Genomic DNA, 24,359 nt, shown 5'->3' with positions numbered 1-24,359 from the left:
GCAAGCGATTGCGGCGGCAAAGGCCGCCCATGTTATAGTCCGGGCCGGACCGTCAATTCCACCCTTTTCTTCAAACCACTTTGTTCACACCAAATGAGGCGTCCCTTATGAGCAGTCGAGATCTGCCCTCTTTTTTGTTAATGCAAAATCCGATTCAAGGTTACGACTGGGGCAGCCATGACGCCCTCACCACCCTGTTTGGCATCCCCAATCCGGCTGGCAAACCCCAGGCAGAACTCTGGATGGGAGCCCACCCCAACGGCTGCTCCGAGGTGACGCTGGCGGGGAATGTGCAGAGGCTCTCGACCCTGATAGAGCGCGCCCCCGCCGCCGTGCTGGGGGATGCCACCGTCGCCCGCTTCGGCAGCCTGCCCTTCCTGTTCAAGGTGTTGTGCGCCGAGAAGGCTCTCTCCATCCAGGTGCACCCGAGCAAGGCCCAGGCCGAAGCCGGCTTTGCCAAAGAAGAGGCCGCCGGCATCGACCCCAAGGCAGCCAATCGCAACTACAAGGACCCGAACCACAAGCCGGAGCTGGTGTTTGCCCTCACCCCCTATCAGGCGATGAACGGCTTTCGCGCCATCCCGGCCATACTGGCGCTGTTCGACCGCATGGGGCTGCCGGCGCTGGCCGAGCTGACCGAAGCGCTGCGCCAGTCACAGGATGAGGCGGGCTTGCAGCACTTCTTCCACCAGTTGCTGGTGCTGGAAGGGACTCGCAAGGAGGAGGCCCTGGTTGGCCTGCTGGCCTATGCCGCCGCCCATCAGGATGAAGAGACCTTTGCGCTCATCACCTCACTCGCCGCCCAGTACCCGGGGGATGTGGGGCTCTTCTCGCCGCTCTTGCTGAACGTGGTGACCCTGCAGCCGGGTCAGGCCATGTATCTGGACGCCTGCACCCCCCACGCCTATGTGCGCGGCACCGGGCTTGAGATCATGGCGAACTCCGACAACGTGCTGCGCGCCGGGCTCACCCCCAAATACATAGACGTGGCCGAGCTGCTGGATTGCACCCGCTGCCTGCCCAAGCCGGACGACCAGATCCTGCTGGCCCCTCACCTTGACGGGGCGGTGCAGCACTTCGAGGTGCCGGTACCTGACTTCACCTTCAGCGTCTACCCGGCCGGTGAGCATGTGCTCACCACCGCCAGCGCCGAGATACTGTTTGCCATCGATGGCACAGTGACCCTCCAGCAGGGTGAGCAGTCACTGCGCCTCGAGAAGGGGCAGTCCGCCTTCGTCCCTGCCGCCACCGGTCACTACCGGCTGCTGGCCGAGGGGCGGGTCGCCCGCGCCGGCAACCGCTGCTAAGGGGCGCCACGCCCCCCTAATGCACAAGGGCCATCTTCGGATGGCCCTTGTCGTTTCTGTCCCAAGGAAGAACCGATGGATCCCGGCTAGGCTCTTCTCCATCGGTCAGGGCTTCGAACAAGTCACTGACCATGGAGAGAGCACGAGAAAAGGAGAACATCATGTTTATCGTCACCAACCGAGTGGTGAACGCGGGGAGCAAGACCCCCCTTGGCGTCTTTGGCGACAGGCCGGAGGCAGGCCCGAATGAGTTGCGACTGGCCGAGGCCAGCCGCCAGGGAGACAAATGGCAGCTGGACTTGCTGCCGGACCAGATCACCCCCGAGATGGCCGAGAGCGTGGGGCTGGACCCTGCCGCCAGCTACCCGGCCAGCGCCTATGTGGCGCGCAAGCTGCTGGAGCGCTGCGCCGGCACGGGGACGGGCAAACAGAAGCTCAAGACCGGCAAGCACCTGTTGCTGTTCGTTCATGGCTTCAACAACGATCTGAAGGATGTGCTGGAGCGGGCGGCCCGTCTCGAGGCCCAGTATGGGGTCGAGGTGCTCTGCTTCAGCTGGCCCGCCAATGGCGGGGGTGCCCAGGGAGTATTGAGCTACAAGAGCGACAAGCGCGATGCCCTGGCCTCTGCCGGCGCCCTGGATCGGGTGCTGGAGAAGATGAGGTTGCTGCTCGAGGAGTTCAATGCCCAGTATGTGACCGAGCTGGAGGGCAAGGCCCAGAAGAAGTTTGCCGGCAACGGCGAGGCCTGGGATCGCTACTTCTCGAAGGAGGTGAACAAGCGCTGCCCCTTCACCATCAACCTGATGCTGCACAGCATGGGCAACTACCTGTTCAAGCACCTGCTCGGCAGCACCACCTACAACGCCAACCACCTGCTGTTCGACAACGTCGTCATGGTGGCCGCGGACACCAACAACGAGGACCACGCCCAGTGGGTAGACCGGATCCAGTGTCGCAACCGCCTCTACATCACCATCAATGAGCGGGACAGCGCCCTCATGGCGTCGCGGATGAAGATGGGGGAGCAGCAGAAGGCGCGCCTCGGCCACTACACCAGGAAGCTGGACTCCAAGGCGGCCATCTACGTCGACTTCACCGACCAGCCCCAGGTGGGGGACTCCCACGCCTACTTCGAGGGGGATGCCATCGCCAACAAGAAGGTGGCGGCCTTCTTCCACACTGTGCTCAACGGCGGCACGGGGGAGAGCGCGGCACACTTCGACGCCGCCCTGAATCTCTATCGCCTGTAAATCAGGGGCGCCCTGCCCCGTGAAAAAAACCACCGCCCTGGGTCAGGGCGGTGGTTTTTCATTATCTGCTCAACCGATGGCCAGCATGGCCGTCGGGGGCTAGTGTTCTGCCGCTTCCGGCTGGGGAGCTTCCGAGCGTTCCCGCTGCAGTTCATCAACCCTGGCTTGCCATTTGTCATGGGCCTGTTTTTGCCCCTGTGACTCGAATTCCTGGCGCATGGTGTCGATTTCTTGGTCAAGTTTTTCCATCAGGATGTCTCCTTACATCTCGGGTTACACACTGGCTGACGGCACTGTTGGCCAACCTGCTCTACCCGATTGGACACCAAGTCTTCCCCGATTGTCCAACTAAATAAACGATTTATTATGCAAAAACCAATCTAAAAAATAGTAAAAGGCTTCTTATGAAGCCACATAAAACGCTCCTGTCCAGGTGCGGTAAAAACCTGTTTTCCTTTTATTATCAGCGCATTGAAAACATTCATTCCAGCCTTGTCGCCGCCCTTGTCCGGGGATGCTGGTTATGCACATTTTTTTCACGCCCCCGCCTGGGCCCGCCTCACCCATGCGAAGCCGCCTGCGGGCCGCACTTTTGCCGGGCGGCTCACATTTCAGGGCGCGGCCACAGCACACAAATCTCCAACTCCCGCTCCTGACTCGGGCGCGACATATGGCCACCCGTTTCTGATAACCGCATCAAAAATAAACTCAAAATATTGTTTTAAAAGAAAATAAAAAATAGGCAAGCGAGCCTGCAAGCCGGCATCAAAATGCGAGCGGGGTCACAGGACGGGGTCACTGACACAAAAATCCAGTAAAGGGCACATATATCCGATTTCTACCCGGGGGCAGGGGCGAAACAATAGACGGGTCAATTGTTACCCATCGCAACGGCTCCAAGAAGGAGCCAGGAGACACCTATGCTCACCTCCTTGATAGACGAAGGATTGATCTGCCTCGACATAGCGGCCAACGACAAACAGGGGCTCTTTGTGGAGCTGGCCGCCCGGCTCAAGGCCTGCGGCAAGATAGCCAGTCAGGATCAGTTCGTGCGCGACCTCTGGGCGCGGGAAAACCTCGACAACACAGGGTTTGAACAGGGGGTCGCCCTGCCCCACGCCAAGAGCGAGGCGGTGCTGCAGCCCGCCATCGTCATCGGCATCAGCCGCCAGGGGATAGACTACGGCGCCGAAGATGGACAGCCCTCCAGACTCTTCTTCATGATTGCCTCCCCGGCGGGGGGCGCCAACCACCATATCGAGGTACTGGCCGAGCTCTCCACCAAGCTGCTGGAGCCGGGCTTCATTCCGCAGGTGCAAGCGGCCACCAGCAAGGCCGAGGTGCTCAAGCTGCTGGCAGCCCGGGCTCCCGCCAGTGCGGCCGGCAACCAGCCAGCCCAGACCAGGGCGCCGCAACCCAGCGCCCCCGAGCCCCGGGATCGCAGCCTCAAGGGCCAGCTCAACACCCTCAAGCAGCACCTGCTGTTCGGTACCTCCCACATGATCCCCTTCATCGTCGCGGGGGGCGTCTTGCTGTCGCTCTCGGTGATGATGAGCGGCAAGGGCGCCGTGCCCGAGGCGGGCGCGCTAAAGGACATGGCCGACATGGGCATCGCCGGGCTCACCCTGTTTACCGCCGTGCTTGGCGGCTACATCGCCTACTCCATGGCGGACAAGCCAGGCCTGGCCCCCGGCATGATCGGCTCCTGGATTGCGGTGCAGCAGTTCCACACCGGCTTTCTCGGCGCCATCCTGGTGGGCTTTATCGCCGGCCTCATCGTCAATCAGCTCAAGCGCATCAAGCTACCGGACTCCATGAGTTCGCTCGGCTCCATCTTCATCTATCCGCTGATCGGCACCTTCCTGGTGTGCGGCATCGTCATGTGGGTGATAGGGGCGCCCATCGCCGCCATGATGGAGGGGATGAACCACTGGCTCTCCAGCATGGCGGGCTCCGGCAAGGTGATGCTGGGGGCCATCCTCGGCGGCATGACCGCCTTCGACATGGGCGGCCCGGTCAACAAGGTAGCGACCCTGTTCGCCCAGACCCAGGTCAACACCCAGCCCTGGCTGATGGGCGGCGTCGGCATCGCCATCTGCGTGCCGCCCCTCGGCATGGCGCTGGCGACCCTGCTCTCCCCCAAGCGTTACAAGAAGGAGGAGCGCGAAGCGGGCAAGGCGGCCGCCATCATGGGCATGATCGGCATCAGCGAGGGGGCCATTCCCTTTGCCGCCGCCGACCCGGTGCGCGTCATCCCGGCCATAGTCGCGGGCGGCATCGTCGGCAACATCACCGGCTTCATGATGCACAGCATCAACCACGCCCCCTGGGGTGGCTGGATAGTGCTGCCTGTGGTGGAGGGCAAGATGGGCTATATCATCGGCACAGTGCTCGGCGCCCTGACCACGGCCCTTGTCGTCAACCTGCTGAAAAAACCGGTGACCGACGAGGAAGAGGTCACCACCCCGGATGGCGGCTATGAGGTCATCGAAGCGGAAGGTGAGGCAGAGGTGCTCGCCATCACCGCCTGCCCCTCCGGCGTGGCCCACACCTTCCTGGCCGCCAAGAGCCTGCAGAAGGCGGCCGCCAAGGCGGGCATCAAGCTCAAGGTAGAGACACAAGGCGCCAACGGCATCATCAACCGCATCACCCCCAAGGACGTGGCCAACGCCCGCTGCGTCATCCTGGCCCATGACGTGGCCATCAAGCACCGGGAGCGCTTCAATAGTATCGAAATAATCGATGTCAAAACGAAGGATGCTATCCACAATCCAGATGGATTGCTGGCCCGCACCCTGGCCGGCAGCAGCAAGGTCGCCTGACGAGGCCGGGTTTGCGTGCTGAACATAAGGGGCCCCGAGGCCCCTTTTTGCATGTCAGCATCCCCCCTCTAGCGAAGCGGGTTCCCTTCAAGTACCGCCGATATGGCCGGACAGCCGCAGAGCCTAACCTGAAGCGGTCATATCGGCACCAGGTCGGCAGCCTGCCTGGCTGCCTGATACCGACCCAAGTGGGGATGGCAGCCCCCCTTGCCGGGCCGCTAACATACTGACGCCATCCTTCCCCCATCCGGAGCCCTTGCATGGACCTGTTCTTACTGTTTGGCCTGCTCGCCATGGGGGTGACGCTTTATGCCGTGCGTTTCTGGGACAGGCGGTATGCCCATCCCGACTGGCAACGGCTGCCTACCCGCGCCGAGTACCTGAGTACCCACCCCGAGCGCACCACAGACGGTGAACTGGAAGCTCGCTGCTGCGGCAAGATTTTGTTTCGCACCGAGGAGCCCCGCTGCATCCCCTACATGGCCTACAGCTTGCCGATATGCACAACTGCAGGATGTAAAAGACTCCCATGAATGAGCAAATATTTACGACCCGCTGGCGTTGGCTTCGCCAACATGTAAAAGCGTTGCGATCCTGCGAACCGGAAAGCGAAGAGAAAGGAACAACTTGGCGCTTTGTAGGCTTGGTCATGACTGCCATTCCAGCCCTTACAGCCGCAACTTATCTATTGGGAATGGCTTATCACTATGGCTATACCATGGCGTTTGATCTCGACTATGCCGAATTTTCTCCACCAGCGGACTACATTCTGGCCTTTGGATTAATCAGCACCCTCCAGACACTCAGACCATGGATGTGGCCGGTGTTAGGTAGCATGTTTACGATCTTTTTAGTAACTATCACACTGTTAGCCTGCCCGCGCTGGAGAATCCGCCTAACGTGGCTATGGCAAAAATCATGGCTAAATCGCTGGCTTATTAAACGAGCAAACAAGATCAGACGTTACCCAGCGCCTCTCCTTTTCCGGGCATTTATCTGGTTCGGGAACAATTACTACAAGTTCGCCTTTTTGCTTCTAGCAGTACTGCTGCCTGTCATGGGCGCGATTGCGTTCTTTATACAGGGAATAGACAAGGCACAGTCTCAAATCACCCGCCTCGAACAGGGCAGTTGGCCGATAACCGAAGCCCATAGCCAGTCACCCCTGCTGGGGAATAAACCCCATATCCGCATCGCCTGCAACGGCACCTACTGCGCCTATCGCCTCATGGAGGGGGATACCCTGCTGCTGCGGCACGATCAGATTGAGCAGACCCGCTACCGGCCTGAACCTCCTCCTCAGAACGAAACCAAGCCACCCGAGACGCCCGCTCACCCTTGACCCACCCCCATAAAAAATCCGGCGCCAGGGGGCGCCGGATAACATCGTGATGGGCGGCCGCTATCGGCCGGCTCGCCGGTCGGGATGGGGCACTATCGCCTGTCACGCAGCCGGATCAAGGGGGTCGGCTTGACCAGGGTATCCAGAGCGTTCACCGTCAGGGTGCCTCTACCTCGGGTCATCTTGTGGAAGTTGGTGCCTTGCTGGGACGGGTTGTCTGTCCGGGTCAGCAGGGTAGCCCCGTTGTTGTAGTTCTGGATCTCGGTGGCATTGAGCGGCCGATCCGACAGGATCAGCAGCAGGGTACGAAACGCCTTCTGCGAGGTGGCCGCACTCGGCACCCTGGGCTTCTGGTCGACCGGGATCAGGGCATAGGCATCGAGACTGGCGGGATCCGTCATCTCGGAGGCGTCCATCAACCCCATCAGGTAGAGTTCGATGTCGGCGTAGTTGGCACTCACGTTGTTCAACTGGCCGACGATGCCGAGCCAGGGAGCCCAGTGTCCGGTAGCCGGTGGCACCACCCAGTTCGCCCAGCGATGGGCCATCTCATGCAGGATGGGGCCATAGGTCGAGGTCGACAGGTACTTCTTCTTGTAGAGGAAGAAGACCCCCTGCAGCTTGCCGTCCGAGTGAAACGCCGCCGTTTCATCAAACATGCCAAGGCCTATGCCCGCCACATCGTTTCTGACGTGGGCATATTCGCCGGTGGGCATGCCCGCTGGGACATCGTCGTTGTTCATCACCACTGTGATGAAGTCGAAGGCATCGCTGAACTGGTTGTAGACCTGTCCGGTCAGATCTTTCAGCGCCGCCTGCCCCTCGGGGGAGTTGATGGAGGTCGCATTCCAGAATGCAAAGGCCTCCGGGCTCAGTTGCAGCGAGGCCAGCTGGTTTTGCCGCGGCTCGATGAGGATGGGAGCCTCGGGGGCCGTTGGCATCACGGTCAGCCGGGCAGACGTGCTGGTGACGCCCCCCAGGCTGGCGGTGATGAGTGCCACCCCCTCGCTCAGGCCGCTCGCCTCCCCCCGGCTGCCAGAGGCATTGCTGATGAGCGCGACGGCGGGCGCATCGGAAGACCAGAGGATGCTGTCGTCGTCCGTCACCTCCTGGTTGCTGCCATCGGAGAGGGTCGCCATGGCCTGAAATTGCACCCTGCCCCCCACAGTGACAGAGGCATCCGCCGGCGTCAGCTCCAGATTGGTCACCACGGCGGATGAGACGGCCACCGGGGCCGAGGCGGTAAAGGTGGTGCCGTCCAGGGTGCCGCTCGCCATGATGGCGGCAGTCCCCGCCGTCTGGCCCGTCACCAGCCCCTTGCTCCCCGCCTGGTTGCTGACGCTCGCTATCCCGGGTTGATTGCTTTGCCACTGGATGAGGTCGTTGTCGGTGACATCGAACGAGGTGCCATCGGTGAGATTGGCCGCAGCGACAAACTGTGTTTGCAGGCCAGCCGCAATGGCGCCCCCCATGGACTGCACCTCGAGTCCGATGATGGCGGCCGAGCTCACCCTGAGCGGCTCGGTCGCCTCGAGGGAGACCCCGTTGATCATGCCGCTCACCCCTATGGTGGCACTCCCCGGCGTCAGCCCGGTGACCAGCCCGGTCTCGCTGATGCTCGCCACCGCCGGATCGCTGCTGTGCCAGGTCAAGGCGTCATGCTCGGTCACCTCTATGGGATCGCTGTCATCGGACAGGGTGGCGAAGGCGTGCAGCTGCGCACTCAATCCCATGGGCAGCGGATCCTGGGGAGCATGGATATCCAGCCCGGTGATCACGGCATCCGTCACCGCCAGCGGGGCCGATGCCTGGAAGGACGCGCCGTTGAGGGTGCCGCTGGCCTCGATGTTCGGCTCCCCGACCGCCACCCCGGTGGCAAGGCCCTTGCTGCCGGCGTCGTTGCTGACCAGGGCGCTGCCCTCGTCACTGCTGCGCCACTGCAGGGCCGAGGCATTGGTCACGTCTCGCGACTGGCCGTCGGAGAAGGTGGCGATGGCCACGAAGGGCTGGTTCAATCCCACCGGCACCCTGGCCGTGACCGGGGTCAGTTGCAACTCTGTCACATAGGCATCGATCACCTCCACCCTGGCGGTGGCGCTATGAGACTCCCCGTTGACTGTGCCCGCGCTGGTCAGGGTGGCCGTGCCCGGGCCGATCCCCATGGCGAGGCCCTGCTCATCCACCCTGACCACGGCGGTGTCGCTGCTGCTCCAGACAAGGTCGGGATGCCCGGTCACGTCCTGCACGGCGCCATCATCCCAGGTCGCCTGCACCTGGAACTGCTGCTCGACGCCGACGGGGACCCTGATCTCTTCCGGACTCATCCGCAACGAAGCGAGGGAGGGGCCCTCCCCCGTTGAGCCCTCCTCGTCATCACTGCCACACCCCAGCAGCGCCAGCGCTGCCAATCCTGCTACCAACCACTTGCCCACTGCCATTACCCACTCCTCCCCAAATCACTCCCTTGCCGGCGCACTCGGCGTGCGCCGGGGCCGCCTGTCGCTGCGGCTGTTTGAACCAGACGGGGAGTAGAGCAACGGGGCATTTTGCCGTCCACCGAAAGCCACGGCGCAGACAGCCTGGGTTAAGAAAACCGCGATGAAACCTGGCAACCCGCCCCCAAGTCCCTGACAAACCGCCCTTTATCCGCCGCCGAACCCCGCTAGGTGCCAATGAGTGAGGCCCTTTCGGGCCCCTGTCATTGCCAACCCTGAGTCATGACGCCGGGCGCAGGCTGAGGGTCATACCAAGGCTCATGCGATCCCCTCGGCTGAGCAGGCGCAAGCCGGGATGACCGGCCATCTGGTGGGCATTAGCGGCGTGACTCTGGGGCTCCAGGCAGACGAAGCCGCTCCCCTCATCGGGCAGCTCGGGCTGGTTGAGCATCAGCAGGAGAGGGCTCATGGTGACAGTCCGACAGGAGCCGCAGCCACAGAGGGAACAGCGGGCGCAGGGCGAAATCCATCCCTGCGATATCTGCAAGCGGCGGCGAGACGTTTTTCGAATATTGAGCCCTGCCGAGCCGCTGGCTCACTACCGAGGCCCATAGCCTGTCTCCAGGCTGCTGGGAGATGAACCCATATCCAGATCGGCTGCAACGCATCCCACGGCGCCTGTCACCTCAAGGGGCGGCACTCAGATCCTGCGCATCGTTCAGATAGCAGAGACCCGCTACCGGCCTGAAATGGCCGCCTGGAAATAACAACGCCGCCCAAGGGCGGCGATTCTCTATCCGGCAAGCAGCTCCTGCAGCGCCCTTATCAGGGCGTCCAGGCCCTGATCGACCTTGGATCGCGGGCAGCCAACGTTGAGGCGAAGATAACTTCTGCCTTCAGGCCCATAGGTGTCGCCGCGCATGATGGCGACCCGGTATTTCTCCACCAGCAAGGCTTGCAGCGCATCCATCCGTTCGGTGGTGTCGATGCCAAGGCCGCTCAAGTCAATCCAGGCGAGATAGGTTCCCTCGGGCACCCGATAGTCGATGGCGGGGAAGGCGCCGTTGAGCCGCGCCGCCACCTGGGCGAGGTTGCCGTGCAGATAGCTTTTCAGGACATCGAGCCAGGCGCCGCCGTCCCGATAGGCGCTGATATGGGCCAGCACACCGAGAATGGGCGGCGATGAGAGACCATGGGCCGCCTTGAGCCGCTGCAGATAGGCGGCTCTCGCCTCGCCGTTGGCAATAAAGGCGTAGGCGCCGCCTAGGGCCGGAATATTGAAGGATTTAGAGCCCGAGCTCACCAGCGCCCAACTATCGTCCGGCGCTACCTCGCTCCAGGGCAGGTAGCGGGTAAAGCTTATATCCATATGGATGTCGTCCGAGATGACCTTGACCCCGTGGCGCTGGCAGATGGCGGCCATCCGGCCCAGTTCATCCCGCGTCCAGACCCGGCCGGTAGGGTTGTGGGGGCTGCAGAGCAGCAAAATACGGCAATCGGGGCGGGCCGCTTGCTGCTCGAAACACTGCCAGTCGATCTGGTAGCTCCCCTGCGCCTTTATTAGCGGGCAGGGCAGCAGCACCCTGTCGTTGGCGGCCAGCATATTGCCGAAGGCATCGTAGGCGGGGGTATGCACCAGCACCCCTTCCCCCGGCGCCGACCAGAGGCTCACCATCTGGGCAATCACATAGATGACCGAGGGGCCATAGACCAGGGTCTCGGGGTCGAGGCTCGCCCCGTAGCGGCAGGCAAACCAGTCGCTCACCGCCCCCTTGAAGTCGCCGTGATTCCAGCGGCTGTAGCCAAATACCCCGTGTTCTAGCCGGGTTGCCAGGGTCTGGCGTATGCAGGGGGCTGTCTCGAAATCCATGTCGGAGATGGTAAAGGGGAGCAGGTCGGCATGGCCGAAGCGGTCGGCCACATAGTCCCACTGGGTGCAGTAGGTGCCGTGGCGGTCGACCACGCGGTCGAAGTCATAAATATCGTGCATGAAGTTTCTCCCTCCATAAACAGGAGACATATTGGGAGAGGCAAATAAGGGGGCTTGCGCCCCCCGTTCGGATCTTATTGGCCGGTTCAGGCCCCCATCAGGCTCTGCAGCTGGTTTTTCACCAGATGGACCTGGGGCCCAATCACCACCTGCAGGTTGTGCTCGTCGAGCTTGATCACCCCGATGGCGCCGTTCGCCTTCAAGACCTTGTCATCGACCCGGCTCATGTCCTGCACCGACATCCGCAGGCGGGTGATGCAATTATCGAGCACCAGGATATTGTCGGCCCCACCCAGGGCATTGAGGATCACCTCGCCGTTGTAGCCGCTGTTGCCTGCCTTCTTGCCCGCGGGCTGGGCTGCCTCGCTGGTTTCGATCTCACGGCCGGGTGTTTTCAGGTTGAAGCGCACGATGGCGAAGCGGAACACCCCGTAGTAGATGGCAAACCAGATGGCGGCAGCCACCGGCACCAGATACCACTTGGTGGCGGTGCCCTGCAGCACGCCGAACACCAGGAAATCGATGAGGTTGCCGTCGGTGTTGCCTATGGTGACGCCGAGCAGCCCCATGGTCATAAAGCCCAGCCCGGTCAGGATGGCGTGAATGACGTAGAGCACGGGCGCAACGAACAGGAACAGGAACTCCAGCGGCTCGGTGATGCCACCGATGACGCAGGCCACCACGCCGGAGACCAGCAGCGCCTTGATTTTGCCGCGATTCTCCGGACGGGCACAGTGATACATGGCGAGCGCCGCCCCCGGCAGGCCGCCGAGGAAGGCCGGCATCTTGCCCTGAGAGAGGAAGGAGGTGGCCGACACCGAGAACTGGGTGGTATCGGCGCAGGAGAGCTCGGCGTAGAAGATATTGAGCGCCCCGCTCACCTCGTTGCCACAGACCAGCTGGGTGCCGCCCGCTTCGGTGAAGCGAATGAGCGCCACCAGGATATGGTGCAGGCCAAGGGGCAATAGCAGCCGTTCACCGGTACCGAACAGGAAGGGGCCGAAGGGACCGGCGTGGGAGATGACGGCGCCAATGCCGTTGATGCCGGCGGCAAACCAGGGCCAGACCAGGGGCACCACCAGGCCGACCACCCCCAGCACGATGGCGGTGATGATGGGCACGAAGCGAGCGCCGCCGAAGAAGGCCAGGGCATCGGGCATCTTGTAGGTGTAGAAGCGGGCGTGGAGCCTCGCGACGATGACCCCGACTATGATGGCCCCCAGGATCCCTGTGTCGATGGAGCTGATGCCGAGGATGGATTTCACCCCGTAGGCCTTCTCCGCCGCCGCGTCGCCGATGACGTTCACCACGGTGAGGTAGAAGTTGATGGAGAGGTTAAGCGCCGCATAGCCGACGAAACCGGCAAAGGCCGCCACCCCCTTCTCTTCACGGGCGAGGCCGAGCGGGATCGCCACCGCAAACATCACCGGCAGGTAGATAAAGGCCACCAGCCCCACCTTGGTCATCCAGAGGAACAGCAGTTGCAGCACTGTGTTGTCGAGGAAGGGCATGCTCTGCTTGACCGCATCGCTGGTGAGGGAGCTGCCGACACCGAGCAGAATGCCCGAGAAGGCCAGCAGGGCGACCGGCAGCATAAAGGTCTTGCCGAGGCTCTGCAGGAACTCCCAGATCGTGGATTTGGCGGGGGACTTGGCCATCTGTCTAATCCTTGTGAAGTGAAGGTCAGATCCTGTGCCTCCCCTTCTCCTGTCCGCCAGAGGTGCTGGATGGAGGAAGAGGGATCGCATCAGGTTTTGTGAATGATAAAACGATTTACCAACTCGAAATCCGCGACAAGATCACAATTTCACCGCCATAAATACCGCTATCGCCAGATCTGTGAGGCAGATCCCTCCCTGCGTGCTGTAACGTTTTACTCCCCTCCTGGTGCGGGTATGCTGTGCCTCTCGACTCTCCTTATCGTCCCATGCCCTCGCCTATGTCGCTCAAACCGCTGCCATCCAAGAATGCCAAGATCACCGATGTGGCCCAGCTGGCGGGGGTCTCGGTCACTACCGTATCCATGGTGCTGAGGGGCAAGGGGCGCATCTCGCCGGCCACCGCCGAGCGGGTGCAGCAGGCGATCAGGGAGCTCGACTACGTGCCCAACAGCGCCGCCGCCAACCTGCGCAGCCAGCACTCCAACCTGGTGGGGCTGATCCTGCGAGACATCACGGATCCCTTCTATACCGAGGTGACCGCCGGGGTGAGCGAAGTGCTGGAGCAGCAGGGTTATCTGCTGTTTCTGACCCAGTGCGGCCATAGCCCTGAGCGGCTGCAGCAGAGCATCCAGTCCCTGTCGCGCCAGGGGGTGGCGGGCATCATCTTCAATCCGGTGCGCGGCGCGGCGGCCAAGACGCTGGAAACCCTGCTCGACTCGGCGCTGCCCGTGGTATGTGCCGCCCGCTCCTACTATCGCGACGACGTGGACTTTATCGGCCCCGACAACACCCACGCCGCCCAGCAGGCCGCTACCTACCTTATCGAGCAAGGCCATCGCCATATCGCCTATGTCGGTGGGCGGGCCGACTCCCTCACCCGCGCCGAGCGCATCGGCGGTTACTGCGCCAGCCTGCTGCAATACGGGTTGCCGTTCAAACCCGAGTGGGTACTGGAGTGCGAGCGCACCCAGCGCAGCGCGGCGGATACCATAGCCCAGCTGCTGCACCAGCACCCCAAGGTGACCGCCATCCTCTGCCACTACCCCGAAGTCGCCCTCGGCGGCATCTACGGGGTGGAGGCAAGCGGGCGCAGCGTGGGCAAGGACAACTACATCGGCCAGCAGGTGGCCCTGCTCGGCTTTGACGACGTGGCGGAGGCCGAACTCACCACCCCCGCCCTCACCTTCGTCAGCTCACCGGCGCGCGAAATCGGCCGTCAGGCGGCAAGACGACTGCTGACCCGGATGCAGCAACCCGAGCTCGCCCCCAACCGTCATATCATCACCCCCACTCTGCAGAAGCGGGAGTCGGCCTGAGCTGGCATGGCTGGCCCGCCTGGCACGGCTGGCCCGCCTGCAGCAGCCCGAACTTGCCCCCAACCGCCATATCATCACCGCTCACCAGCAAACTGCAGAAGCGGGAGTCGGCCTGAGTTGGCAAGGCTGGCCCGTCTGCAACAGCCCGAACTTGCCCCCAACCGCCATATCATCACCGCTCACCAGCAAACCGCAGAAGCGGGAGTCGGCCTGAGTTGACCTGGCTGGCAGGCTCAGTAGCCGCCATCCTGCCCCTTGATCCAGCGCCGATAGCGGGCGTTGCCACGCAGGGTCTGCCACTGCTGGCAGGCCAGCGCCAGGGCGGGTGCGACCTTGGGGCGGCTCGGCTGGCCGCGGCCCAGCCGCCGCAGCTGGTATTTCACCATCGCCATGTAGCCCACCGAGGCCAGCACCTTGTTGCGCCAGGGGATGGGGCTCAGCTCGGCGCTTGCCGCCTGCTCCCGGCGCCATCTGGCGGGCAGATCCGGTGCTACGGCAAGCGCGGTGGCCATGCCGACGACCGCCACTCCGCTGCAGAGCACCTGCTCCACCACCGGATAACGGCGGATCCCCCCGGTCACCATCACGGGCATGCGGGCGGCGCTCACTATCTCTTCGGCGAATGTCAGAAAATAGGCTTCCCGCGCCAGGGTGCGGCCATCCCGGGCCTGGCCGTGCATGGCGGGCGCCTCGTAACTGCCGCCGGAGAGCTCCACCAGATCCACCCCGAGGAGGTTGAGCATCTCGACCACAGCCCTGGCATCCTCGGTGCTGAATCCGCCACGCTGAAAGTCGGCGGAGTTGAGCTTGACCGACAGTGAGAAGCGCTCCCCCACCTGCTCACGTATCCCCTGCACTATCTCCAGCAGCAGGCGGGCACGATTCTCAAGGCTGCCGCCCCAACGATCGCGGCGCAGGTTGGTGAGCGGCGAGAGGAACTGGCTCAACAGATAACCGTGGGCGGCGTGGATCTGCACCCCGTCAAAACCGACACGCTGTGCCAGCCGCGCCGTGTTGATGAAGCGCGCCTTCACCTCGGCAATGTCGGCCTCGCTCATGGCCCTGGGCGGGGCGAACTGCCTGGAGAAACTGCCGAGCGCCATGGGCACGGCGGAAGGTGCCAGGGTGGGTTGCCCCAGCGCCGCCGGCATCTGGCGGCCGGGGTGGTTGATCTGCATCCAGATCTGGGCGCCCCCGCTCTTGGCCGCCTCGGCCCAGGCACTGAAACGCTCTGCCAGCTGTGGGGATAGCTCAGTTGAATCGAGCACCACGCCCCCTGCTCCCGTCATGGCGTGGCCGTCCACCATCACATTGCCGGTGATGATGAGGCCGGTGCCGCCCTCTGCCCAGGTGCGATAGAGGCGGATCAGTGCCTCTGAGGGGGCATGGTCACGGTCGGCCATGTTCTCTTCCATGGCCGCCTTGGCGAGGCGGTTGATAAGCTGGCTGCCATTGGGCAGGGTCAGGGGAGTAAAGGGGTTCATGGCGATCTCCTCGGTAGTGAGGGCTCCACCATAAGTTTGAAGCTGACTTGAAGGTCAAGCCCCTTTGTCGGGATGCCGTTGCGATGGGGGAAACGCTGTCCACTCTCCCCTTCCTTGCTCGGGGCCGTTGACATTCAAGCGGGCTTTAACCCTAGAATCCTCCCTGATCCCGCCCTTCGGCGGGCGGATCCGCCAACCCGCAGCCCAGGAGGCAAGATGAAGATAGGTGAACTGGCCAGACAGACCGGCATGGCGGCCTCGGCCATCCGCTTCTATGAAGCCAGGGGCCTGCTCAGCAAGGTGCGGCGGGGTGCCAACGGCTATCGCGACTACCCGCCCGAAACGGTGCAGCTGCTGACCATCATCGGCCAGGCCCAGCAGGCGGGCTTCTCCCTCGACGAGATCAAGCAGCTGGTACCGGCGGATATCGGCACCTGGCAACAGGCCCCGCTGCTGGCGGCACTCAAGGCCAAGGTGAGCGATATCGAAGCGCTGGAGGCAAGGCTTGCCCACAGCAAGCAGCAGTTGCAGACCCTGATCCGGCTGGTGGAGTCCAAACCCGACGAGATGCCGTGCGAGGAGAACGCCGCCCGGGTACTGGCCAGCATGGGCATCACATCCCCCAAACAGCCCTGATCGACATCGCCATGCCCTCATGCCACCACACAGAAAAGGGGCTCCTCCCTCAATGGAGCCACACCATATGGGGGGATGAGAGCCAAGTGGAGAAGATTATGATGGGCGCGCCATCAGCAGGAGAGTGCTCATCATGACAGCCCAGCGTGAACAGCAAAAACAGTGTGAACAGCAGACGCAGAGCGAAATCCATCGCTGCGACAAATGCGCTGAGCACACCCGCCATATAGTGGTGCTGGTCCCTCGCGATCACACTCAGGACATCGTGCCCAAGGATCCGCGCAAGGCCTTCTGGCAAGCCTTTACTTCCAGCAGCATCACCAACTGGGCATTCGGCTCGACCCTGGCCTATCAGGCCACCCATGTAAAGCACCTGATCTGCGAGCGCTGCGGGGAGAAATTTCTGGAGTATTGAGGCCCAGAGGGCGGCGCGCCCCGGACAGTCAGATCGAGATAAAAGAGAAATAAAGATGAAGTTTGTCGAGATAGACCCCGACCAACTGCCGCTGGCACTGCTGCTGGAGGCCGATCCCGCAGAGCAGCGCATCGCCACCTATCTGCCCGGCGCCTGGGGCCTTGCCGCCCTGGCGGGCAACGAGGTGGTGGGCGCCTGTGTGGCCGGTCTAGTGGGGGAGCAAACGGCCGAGATCTTCAATATCGCCGTTGCCCCCAATCGCCAGCAGCAAGGCATCGGCTCCGGCCTGCTGCACTTCGTACTGACCAACCTGGCCGGGAAAGGAGTAAGCCGCGTCGAGCTCGGTACCGGCAGCTTCGGCCACCAGCTCACCTACTACCAGCGCCACGGCTTTCGTGTCGATGCCGTCGTAAAGGATCACTTCCTTATCCACTACCCGGAGCCCCTGATGGAGCACGGCATCCAGCACAAGGATATGCTGCGACTCTACCTTGAACTGGGCTAGGCTATCCCTACCCTCAGCAGCCTGTAGCGCCCTGGGGATAAATGGTGGGGGGATCAATTCAGCGTCGCCACATCTCATCGAAAACAACGAGAGCCATATCGATCGCCATGACACAGGTAAAGGGATGAATGCAGGATGCAGACAAGAAAAGCCAGCCCAGATGAACTGAATGCCATCTTCTGGATGGGCTTTGATGCTTGGGGCGAAGGACTGTCACCGACTGAATATCTGGCGAGCTGCCACGCCAGTCAAAAATACCGCTCCGGTGTGTGGTATGTCCTGATTGTGGACAATCAGCCTGTCTCTTCCCTTATCGTCTATCGGGACCGGTTTGGCCTTGGCCAGGGCTGTTTTGGCATAGGTTCACTGGTAACGACACCTGCGATGAGGGGGCAAGGATTTGGCGCCCATCTGCTGCGTGGGGTGACAGGCATGCTGCTGGATAATCCCGATGTCGTCGCCACCTTCCTCCATGCAGATATCGACCATCACTTCTACGAGAGGCTGGGGTATAGGTGCATTCCGGGGGGTGATTGCATGTATTTCTCCCATAGGCGGCCACGCTATGTCGGCGAACCGCCTACCTACTTTTAATCCACTCTCAGCCACCATCCACATGGCAGCCACCCGATGGCTCACGACTTTTCTCCAGCTTGATCTCCCCTATCCTCCCCTGATGGCCGTCATTTATGTGCGCTGGCTCACAGCCTGCAGACTCCTTTCATCTCACAAATTTACAGATAATGCTTCTCTCTCCCGTCCAGACTGGTAGGGCCACAGCGATGTAGCTGCAACAAACAATTAAATAACTGCATGATTTTATTTATTAAAAAATGCAAGCTTGATGTTCTCTATTCAACGCCTCGCTTTGGGATCCGGCTCACACTCGGGATCTTTCCGCACAAAAATCCAGTCATTCGCACATTTGTCCGATAGGGTGGCGTGCGACCCGGCGCGATAATAGTCGTGTCAATTTTGTCTGCATGCCGTGTGCACGGCATGCCAACAGGCTCCATCAAGGGAGCGGGGAGAACGCCATGATCACCACCCTTATCAACGAGCAGCTGATCGCGCTCGATTTAAAGGCCACGGGCAAGGAGGAGGTCTTCGCCGAGATGACCCGATTGCTGGTCGCCCAAGGCAAGGTCAGCGACGAGCAGCAGTTCATCAAGGACTTGTGGGCCCGGGAAGAGCTGGACAATACCGGCTTCGAGGAGGGCGTCGCCCTGCCCCACGCCAAGAGTGCGGCGGTGAGCACCCCGGCGGTGGCCATCGGCATCAGCCGCGCCGGCATCGATTACGGCGCCGAGGATGGCAAGCCCTCCCGGCTGTTCTTCATGATTGCCTCCCCGGCCGGTGGCGCCAACCACCATATCGAGGTGCTGGCCGAGCTCTCCGCCAAGCTGATTGAAGAGGGCTTTATCGACGCCCTGCTGGCCGCCAAGACGCCTACCGAGGCGCTGGCGCTCTTGCTCGAGAAGAAAGAAGAGACGGTAGCCGCACCGGCCGCCGACAAGGGCTTCATCATAGGCGTCACCGGCTGCCCGGCCGGCATAGCCCACACCTATCTGGCGGCGGAATCCCTGGAGCGCGCCGCCAAGGAGTTGGGCTTTGAGGTGAAGGTCGAGACCAACGGCTCCATCGGCGTCAAGAACAGCCCTACGGCAGCCGAGATAGCCCGCGCCAGCGCCATCGTGGTGGCCTGCGACAAGCAGGTGGACATGACCCGCTTCAACGGCAAGCCGCTCATCAAGACCGGCGTGAAGGCGCCCATCAAGGATGGCAAGGGCCTCATCGAGCAGGCGCTCAAGGCCCCCGCCTATGTGGCGGACAAGGATGAGCGCAAGAGCGAGGAGAAGAGCGCGGGCGGCAGTTCCGATCTCTACCGCTATCTGATGAACGGCGTCTCCCACATGATCCCCTTCGTGGTGACCGGGGGCCTCTTGATCGCCCTGGCGCTCGCCATCGGCGGTGACCCGACCCCGAGCGGCATGCAGATCCCGGCAGGGAGCATGTGGAACCAGATCCTCAACGTGGGCGTCGCAGCCTTCACCCTGATGATCCCCATACTGGCGGGCTATATCGCCTACGCCATCGGTGATCGCCCCGCCCTGGCGCCGGGCTTTATTGGCGGCTGGATCGCCAACAACGGCAGCTTCTACGGCGCCGACGCCGGGACCGGCTTCATCGGTGCCATCATAGCGGGCCTCTTGGTCGGCTATCTGGTGCGCTGGATTGCGACCCGCCACTACCACAAGATGGTGCAGCCGCTGGTGCCTATCCTGATCGCCCCCATCGTCGGGTCGCTCTTTATCGCCGCCGTCTTCATCTTCATCATCGGCGCCCCCATCGCCGACATGATGACGGGCCTCAACGCCATGCTGCTCTCCATGAGCGGCGGCAGCCTGGTGCTGCTGGGCATAGTGCTGGGCGGCATGGCCGGCTTTGACATGGGCGGCCCGGTCAACAAGGTGGCCTTCCTGTTCTCCGTGGGCATGATTGCCTCCGGCCAGACCCAGTTCATGGGGGCCATGGCCTGCGCCATCCCGGCGGCGCCCCTTGGCATGTCGCTGGCCACCGTGCTCGGTCGCAAGCTCGGCATCTTCGATGCCTCCGAAATCGAGGCGGGCAAGGCTGCCGGTGCCATGGGCCTGGTGGGGATCTCCGAGGGGGCGATTCCGTTCGCCGCCCGGGACCCGCTCGCCGTCATCCCCGCCAACGTGCTGGGCAGCATGACAGCCGCCGTGATGGCCTTCCTGTTTGGCATCACCAACAGCGTGGCCCACGGTGGCCCCATCGTGGCCCTGCTCGGCGCCGTCAACAAGCCGCTGCTGGCCCTGCTCTGCATGATCTGCGGCGCCATCGTCACCGGCGTGGTGGCAGTTGCCCTGAAAAAGCTGCGGGTGAAGAAAACCGACCAGGTGGCGCTGGCCAAGGCCGCCTGACCCTTGTTGACCCCACGCACTTGAGATGACAGCAGGCCACCCCCGGGTGGCCTGCTTGTTTTTGCGCCCCCCCTTGCCGCCGGTTTGCGAGCCTGATGGCTCCCCCCCCTGCGGCGTCGCGCCACCCGGGGTGTGCAGGCCAGTGAGCCGACTCTGTGATCCCCTTCACGCTTCACGACCACAAGCCGCCAAACTAGGAAATTTTCTTAAGTCCCCTAGGGATGGCTCTCACGCCATCCCCATCCCGCCTCTTTACAGTCGACCTACCTGATGTAGTTACCCGACCCCAGCGCAGGCGCCAGGGCCGGGCATGGGTTCAATCGACAGGGGAGCGCTCTGCAGTTCGCCCTCTTCCTGTCGCCCTTCCCGTGGCGTGACCTCCCATAACAGATTGAACGAGTTCAATACACAAATGAGGAACGCGGCGGGAATAGCGTCTATCTCGCAGAGGATGAACGAAGATGTTTAAACTGCTCGAACAGGTCCGGATCCCCACCCTGGACCTGCCGGTCGAAGCCCGGCGCAAGCTCTGGTTCAAGCCATTCATGCAATCTTATCTGGTTGTATTCATTGGCTATCTGACCATGTATCTGATCCGCAAGAACTTCAACATCGCCCAGAACGACATGATCCAGGAGTACGGTCTCTCCATGACCGAGCTCGGCATGATAGGCCTTGGCTTCTCCATCACCTATGGGGTGGGCAAGACGGTCGTCTCCTACTATGCCGACGGCAAGAACACCAAGCAGTTCCTGCCGCTGATGCTGATCCTCTCCGCCCTCTGCATGCTGGGCTTCAGTGCCAGCATGGGGGGCACGGGCTTTAGCCTCTACTTCATGATCTTCTTCTATGCCCTGAGCGGCTTCTTCCAGAGCTGTGGTGGCTCCTGCAGCTACTCCACCATCACCAAGTGGACCCCCCGCAACAAGCGCGGCACCTACCTCGGCATGTGGAACCTCTCCCACAACGTGGGCGGCGCCGGTGCGGCCGGTGTGGCGCTGTTCGGTGCCAACTACCTGTTCGATGGCAACGTGCTCGGCATGTTCATCTTCCCCTCCATGATTGCGCTGATGGTCGGCTTTATCGGCCTGCGTTTTGGCAGCGACTCGCCGGAGGCCTATGGTCTGGGCAAGGTGGAGGAGCTGTTTGACGAAGTGGCCAGCGAAGAGGACATCGCCACCGAGGAGCAAAAGCTGACCAAGTGGCAGATCTTCGTGAAGTACGTGCTGATGAACAAGGTGATCTGGCTGCTCTGCTTTGCCAACATCTTCCTCTACGTGGTGCGAATCGGCATCGACCAGTGGTCCACCGTCTACGCCCACCAGGAGCTCGGCTTCTCCAAGGAAGTCGCCATCCAGGGCTTTACCTTCTTCGAAGTGGGCGCCCTGGTCGGCACCCTGATGTGGGGCTACCTCTCGGATCTGGCGAACGGCCGTCGTGGTCTGGTGGCCTGCGTGGCACTGGCACTCATCATCGCCACCCTGGGGCTCTACCAGCATGCCACCACCCAGTTCATGTTCCTGGGCTCCCTGTTCCTGCTGGGCTTCCTGGTGTTTGGTCCGCAGCTGCTGATCGGCGTGGCCGCCGTGGGCTTCGTCCCCAAGCAGGGGATCAGCGTGGCCGATGGCGTCAAGGGCACCTTCGCCTACCTCATCGGTGACAGCTTCGCCAAGCTGGGTCTGGGCATGATAGCCGACGGCACCCCCATCTTCGGCCTGACCGGCTGGACCGGCACCTTCGCGGCGCTGGACATGGCCGCCGCCGCCTGTCTGGTGCTGATGGCCTGCGTCGCCGTGGCAGAGGAGCGCAAGATCCGCCGCATCAAACGGGAACTGCGCGCCGCCGAGCTGGCTACCCAGTCCGCCTGATAGCCGCCATCCGCTTTATCTCCTGATATGCATTCGGCTCGCCCTCTGGCGGGCCGTTTTTTATCCGCACAGCCCCACACTCAAACGGGGCCACACCTTGCGCAAAGCGGCACCAGAGCGCCGCCAAGATCCCACTTTCACCCCGCACCTTTGGCAAAAGCCGCCCCTTGGCGCTATCTTGTTGCCCCACCTCAATTTGCTTCGAGAGCCCATGAAGATCCTCGCCGTCACCGCCTGCCCCACCGGCATAGCCCACACCTACATGGCCGCCGAGGCGCTGCAAAAAGCCGCCGACAAGCTGGGACTCAAGATCAAGGTGGAGACCCAGGGCGCCATGGGGCTGGAGAACGTGCTGACAGCCCGGGAGATCGCCTGCGCGGATCTGGTGCTGATCGCCTCCGACATCGAGATCGAGCAGAAGGAGCGCTTCCTCGGCTGCAATGTGCGCCAGGTATCCCTGGAGTCCGTGCTGCTGGACGCCGCCGCCGTGCTCAAAGCCGCCACCCCAGGCGCCTGAATGCTCCGCCGCGAGCTCACCTTCTGCTGCCACCAGGGCTTGACCATCACCCAGGCCAAGCAGCTCTGTCGACTGGCCGGACTGTTCAAGTCCCAGATCCTCTTCATCAACATCAGCCGTCGCCAGCGGGCAGAGGCGACCAGCCAGCTCGCCCTGCTCACCCTGGCCACCCAGCCCGGGGATCTCTGTCAGTTGCTGATCGAAGGGCTGGATGCCGAGCTCGCCCACATGGCCTTCACCTGCTGGTGCGTGGAGCTGGGCCAGCCGCTGGGGCGCCCCGCCACCTCGGCCCGGGCCGAGCAGCGGCTGGCCGCCGCCCTGCCCGACTACGGTTTTTCCCTCGCCCAGCTCGGCCACAGCTCGGCGCCCCTCGACAAGGCGCTGGCGTTGCAGATCCTGGTGGATCTGCTGCCGGGGGAGCGGGTGCGCGACAGAGCCGCGCTGGAGCAGGCCATCGCGGATCGGGAGCGACTCGCCGCCACCATCATCAGGCCGGGCCTCGCCATGCCCCATGTGATCTGCCCCGCCATCGCCAGGCCAAGCCTCTCGCTGCTTAGCTGCGATGACCCCCTCCCCTGGGGATCGGCGCTCGGGCCTGTGCAGACCATCATATTGCTGGCCATTCCGGCCGCTCTGGCCCCCGAGCAGCTGCGGCCCCTCACCCGGCTGGCTCGCGCCCTGATGGACGAGGTGGTCAGCACGGCGCTCTTGCACGCAAGCTCGGCCCCCGCCCGCCAGGCCATCGTCATCGACAGCCTGCTCGGCTGAGAGGCACCGGGCTGCCCGGGTGCGCGCATCCCCGATGCCCCATGGCGAGCGCCGCCGTGATACACTCCGGCATCCCCTGTTTTTGGTATGCACGCGATGAAACCTGCCCGTCCCCGCCTCTCCCTTTCCGGCCGCCCCAGCGCCGCTGGCCGTCCCGCACAGGATGAAGCCCACAAGCCCGGCCTTGCACGCTCGCGGGCCGGTACTAGGCAGGCGGGCGACGCCAGAGTGGCGGGGCAAAAACCAGAGGTGGCACCGGCAGATCGCCGGCTCTTGCTGCTGAACAAGCCCTACATGGTGCTCTGCCAGTTCACCGACGAGGCGGGGCGCGAGACCCTCAAGGATTACATCAGGGAGCCCGGCATCTATGCCGCGGGCCGGCTGGACAGAGACAGCGAGGGGCTCTTGCTGCTCACCAACGACGGCAAGCTGCAGGCGCGCCTCACCCAGCCGGGGGAGAAGACCCCCAAGACCTACTGGGTGCAGGTGGAAGGCGTGCCGAGCGAGGCGGCACTGGCCGCCCTGCGCGCCGGGGTTGAGCTCAACGACGGCATGACCCTGCCCGCCGGCGCGCGCATCATGGCCGAGCCCGATCTGTGGCCACGCAACCCGCCCATTCGCGAGCGTAAAGAGATCCCCACCAGCTGGCTGGAGATCAAGATTGTGGAGGGTCGCAACCGCCAGGTGCGGCGCATGACGGCCCATATCGGCCACCCCACATTGCGCCTCATCCGCTACGCCATCGGTGACTGGACCCTCGATGGTCTGGCGCCGGGGGAGAGCCGCGCCCTGCCCGCCCCCGAGCTCGCGCAGGCACCGCGATCAGCGCCAGCGCACGGCAAGCCGCGGGCGTCAACCAAACCCGAGGGCACTGGCAGCAACGAGCCCCGAGCGGCCCGCAGCCCCCAGCCCCGGCGACAACACCAGGAACCACGCCAGGAGCGAGGCAACCGCGAGGCAGACCCGCGCCAGGGCAATCGCAACAGCGGGCGCGGCACCGCCCGCCGCCCGGCCCGCACCAAGCCGTCAGCATGATGGCGACAGCGGATCTGCATCGAACGCCCCCGCCGGGGCACAGCCAACGAGACAAGGAGTCCT

The 24,359-nt window shown here is 63.0% G+C and carries 21 protein-coding genes; 15 read left to right on the top strand and 6 right to left on the bottom strand.

Going from position 1 to position 24,359, the window contains the following annotated elements; genetic code table 11:
• Window positions 1-107 precede the first annotated feature (107 nt).
• Both manA and AC1IN8_RS09635 read left to right on the top strand, forming a co-directional pair.
• Window positions 108-1,307 carry a mannose-6-phosphate isomerase, class I gene (gene manA, locus AC1IN8_RS09640; RefSeq protein ID WP_479758732.1) on the top strand — a complete coding sequence of 400 codons (1,200 nt, stop codon included), beginning with the start codon at window positions 108-110 and terminating at the stop codon, window positions 1,305-1,307.
• A 161-nt stretch (window positions 1,308-1,468) separates the two neighbouring features.
• Window positions 1,469-2,557 carry an alpha/beta hydrolase gene (locus AC1IN8_RS09635; protein WP_139436294.1) on the top strand — a complete coding sequence of 363 codons (1,089 nt, stop codon included), beginning with the start codon at window positions 1,469-1,471 and terminating at the stop codon, window positions 2,555-2,557.
• A gap of 99 nt (window positions 2,558-2,656) precedes the next feature.
• On the opposite strand, the gene AC1IN8_RS09630 is transcribed toward AC1IN8_RS09635, so the two are convergent.
• A complete protein-coding gene (locus AC1IN8_RS09630; protein WP_005328920.1) occupies window positions 2,657-2,806 on the bottom strand; it encodes a hypothetical protein in 150 nt (49 codons plus the stop codon).
• Between the two features lie 671 nt (window positions 2,807-3,477).
• On the opposite strand from AC1IN8_RS09630, the gene AC1IN8_RS09625 reads away from it, so the two are divergent.
• From AC1IN8_RS09625 to AC1IN8_RS09615, 3 genes are all read left to right on the top strand, one after another.
• A complete protein-coding gene (locus AC1IN8_RS09625; protein ID WP_479758731.1) occupies window positions 3,478-5,379 on the top strand; it encodes a PTS fructose transporter subunit EIIC in 1,902 nt (633 codons plus the stop codon).
• Between the two features lie 260 nt (window positions 5,380-5,639).
• A complete protein-coding gene (locus AC1IN8_RS09620) occupies window positions 5,640-5,912 on the top strand; it encodes a hypothetical protein (RefSeq protein ID WP_454008890.1) in 273 nt (90 codons plus the stop codon).
• Window positions 5,909-6,721 carry a hypothetical protein gene (locus AC1IN8_RS09615; protein WP_479758730.1) on the top strand — a complete coding sequence of 271 codons (813 nt, stop codon included), beginning with the start codon at window positions 5,909-5,911 and terminating at the stop codon, window positions 6,719-6,721. Before AC1IN8_RS09620 ends, AC1IN8_RS09615 begins: the two co-directional genes overlap by 4 nt.
• 92 nt (window positions 6,722-6,813) lie before the next feature.
• Here the strand turns inward: AC1IN8_RS09615 and AC1IN8_RS09610 are convergent, their stop codons facing one another.
• The 4 genes from AC1IN8_RS09610 to malX all read right to left on the bottom strand — a co-directional run bounded on the left by AC1IN8_RS09610 (window position 6,814) and on the right by malX (window position 12,804).
• Window positions 6,814-9,159 (bottom strand): Ig-like domain-containing protein, encoded by a 2,346-nt coding sequence (locus AC1IN8_RS09610; RefSeq protein ID WP_479758729.1) that lies wholly within the window; start codon window positions 9,157-9,159, stop codon window positions 6,814-6,816.
• A 277-nt stretch (window positions 9,160-9,436) separates the two neighbouring features.
• On the bottom strand, window positions 9,437-9,625 hold the full coding sequence (locus AC1IN8_RS09605; protein WP_479758728.1) for a hypothetical protein: 189 nt from the start codon (window positions 9,623-9,625) through the stop codon (window positions 9,437-9,439).
• Window positions 9,626-9,949: 324 nt separating this feature from the next.
• Window positions 9,950-11,146 carry a MalY/PatB family protein gene (locus AC1IN8_RS09600; RefSeq protein WP_479758727.1) on the bottom strand — a complete coding sequence of 399 codons (1,197 nt, stop codon included), beginning with the start codon at window positions 11,144-11,146 and terminating at the stop codon, window positions 9,950-9,952.
• Window positions 11,147-11,232: 86 nt separating this feature from the next.
• Window positions 11,233-12,804 carry a maltose/glucose-specific PTS transporter subunit IIBC gene (gene malX / locus AC1IN8_RS09595; protein WP_479758726.1) on the bottom strand — a complete coding sequence of 524 codons (1,572 nt, stop codon included), beginning with the start codon at window positions 12,802-12,804 and terminating at the stop codon, window positions 11,233-11,235.
• Between the two features lie 281 nt (window positions 12,805-13,085).
• Between malX and AC1IN8_RS09590 the strand changes: the two genes are divergently transcribed.
• Window positions 13,086-14,123, top strand: a complete 1,038-nt coding sequence (locus AC1IN8_RS09590; protein ID WP_479758725.1) for a Mal regulon transcriptional regulator MalI — start codon at window positions 13,086-13,088, stop codon at window positions 14,121-14,123.
• 233 nt (window positions 14,124-14,356) lie between these two features.
• Here the strand turns inward: AC1IN8_RS09590 and AC1IN8_RS09585 are convergent, their stop codons facing one another.
• Window positions 14,357-15,607 (bottom strand): NADH:flavin oxidoreductase/NADH oxidase family protein, encoded by a 1,251-nt coding sequence (locus tag AC1IN8_RS09585; RefSeq protein WP_479758724.1) that lies wholly within the window; start codon window positions 15,605-15,607, stop codon window positions 14,357-14,359.
• A 216-nt stretch (window positions 15,608-15,823) separates the two neighbouring features.
• On the opposite strand from AC1IN8_RS09585, the gene AC1IN8_RS09580 reads away from it, so the two are divergent.
• The 9 genes from AC1IN8_RS09580 (at window position 15,824) to rluE (ending at window position 24,296) form a co-directional block, all read left to right on the top strand.
• A complete protein-coding gene (locus tag AC1IN8_RS09580) occupies window positions 15,824-16,243 on the top strand; it encodes a MerR family transcriptional regulator (RefSeq protein ID WP_247625873.1) in 420 nt (139 codons plus the stop codon).
• Window positions 16,244-16,376: 133 nt separating this feature from the next.
• Window positions 16,377-16,658 carry a hypothetical protein gene (locus AC1IN8_RS09575; protein ID WP_479758723.1) on the top strand — a complete coding sequence of 94 codons (282 nt, stop codon included), beginning with the start codon at window positions 16,377-16,379 and terminating at the stop codon, window positions 16,656-16,658.
• Between the two features lie 55 nt (window positions 16,659-16,713).
• A complete protein-coding gene (locus tag AC1IN8_RS09570; protein WP_479758722.1) occupies window positions 16,714-17,163 on the top strand; it encodes a GNAT family N-acetyltransferase in 450 nt (149 codons plus the stop codon).
• Window positions 17,164-17,298: 135 nt separating this feature from the next.
• Window positions 17,299-17,757, top strand: coding sequence for a GNAT family N-acetyltransferase (locus AC1IN8_RS09565; protein WP_479758721.1), 459 nt, complete (start codon window positions 17,299-17,301; stop codon window positions 17,755-17,757).
• Window positions 17,758-18,200: 443 nt separating this feature from the next.
• On the top strand, window positions 18,201-20,108 hold the full coding sequence (locus AC1IN8_RS09560) for a PTS fructose transporter subunit IIABC (RefSeq protein ID WP_479758720.1): 1,908 nt from the start codon (window positions 18,201-18,203) through the stop codon (window positions 20,106-20,108).
• Between the two features lie 461 nt (window positions 20,109-20,569).
• Window positions 20,570-21,976 (top strand): hexose-6-phosphate:phosphate antiporter, encoded by a 1,407-nt coding sequence (gene uhpT / locus AC1IN8_RS09555; RefSeq protein WP_429038709.1) that lies wholly within the window; start codon window positions 20,570-20,572, stop codon window positions 21,974-21,976.
• Between the two features lie 211 nt (window positions 21,977-22,187).
• The gene (locus AC1IN8_RS09550) at window positions 22,188-22,493 is read left to right on the top strand and encodes a PTS fructose transporter subunit IIB (protein WP_139439363.1); all 306 of its coding nucleotides are present in this window, start codon (window positions 22,188-22,190) and stop codon (window positions 22,491-22,493) included.
• Window positions 22,494-23,261 carry a PTS sugar transporter subunit IIA gene (locus tag AC1IN8_RS09545; RefSeq protein WP_479758719.1) on the top strand — a complete coding sequence of 256 codons (768 nt, stop codon included), beginning with the start codon at window positions 22,494-22,496 and terminating at the stop codon, window positions 23,259-23,261.
• 96 nt (window positions 23,262-23,357) lie between these two features.
• Window positions 23,358-24,296, top strand: coding sequence for a 23S rRNA pseudouridine(2457) synthase RluE (gene rluE, locus AC1IN8_RS09540; protein WP_479758718.1), 939 nt, complete (start codon window positions 23,358-23,360; stop codon window positions 24,294-24,296).
• The last annotated feature ends 63 nt before the right edge of the window (window positions 24,297-24,359 follow it).

The organism is Aeromonas sp. 130281 (assembly GCF_056642115.1).
This window is presented reverse-complemented; position numbering and strand designations above follow the sequence as displayed.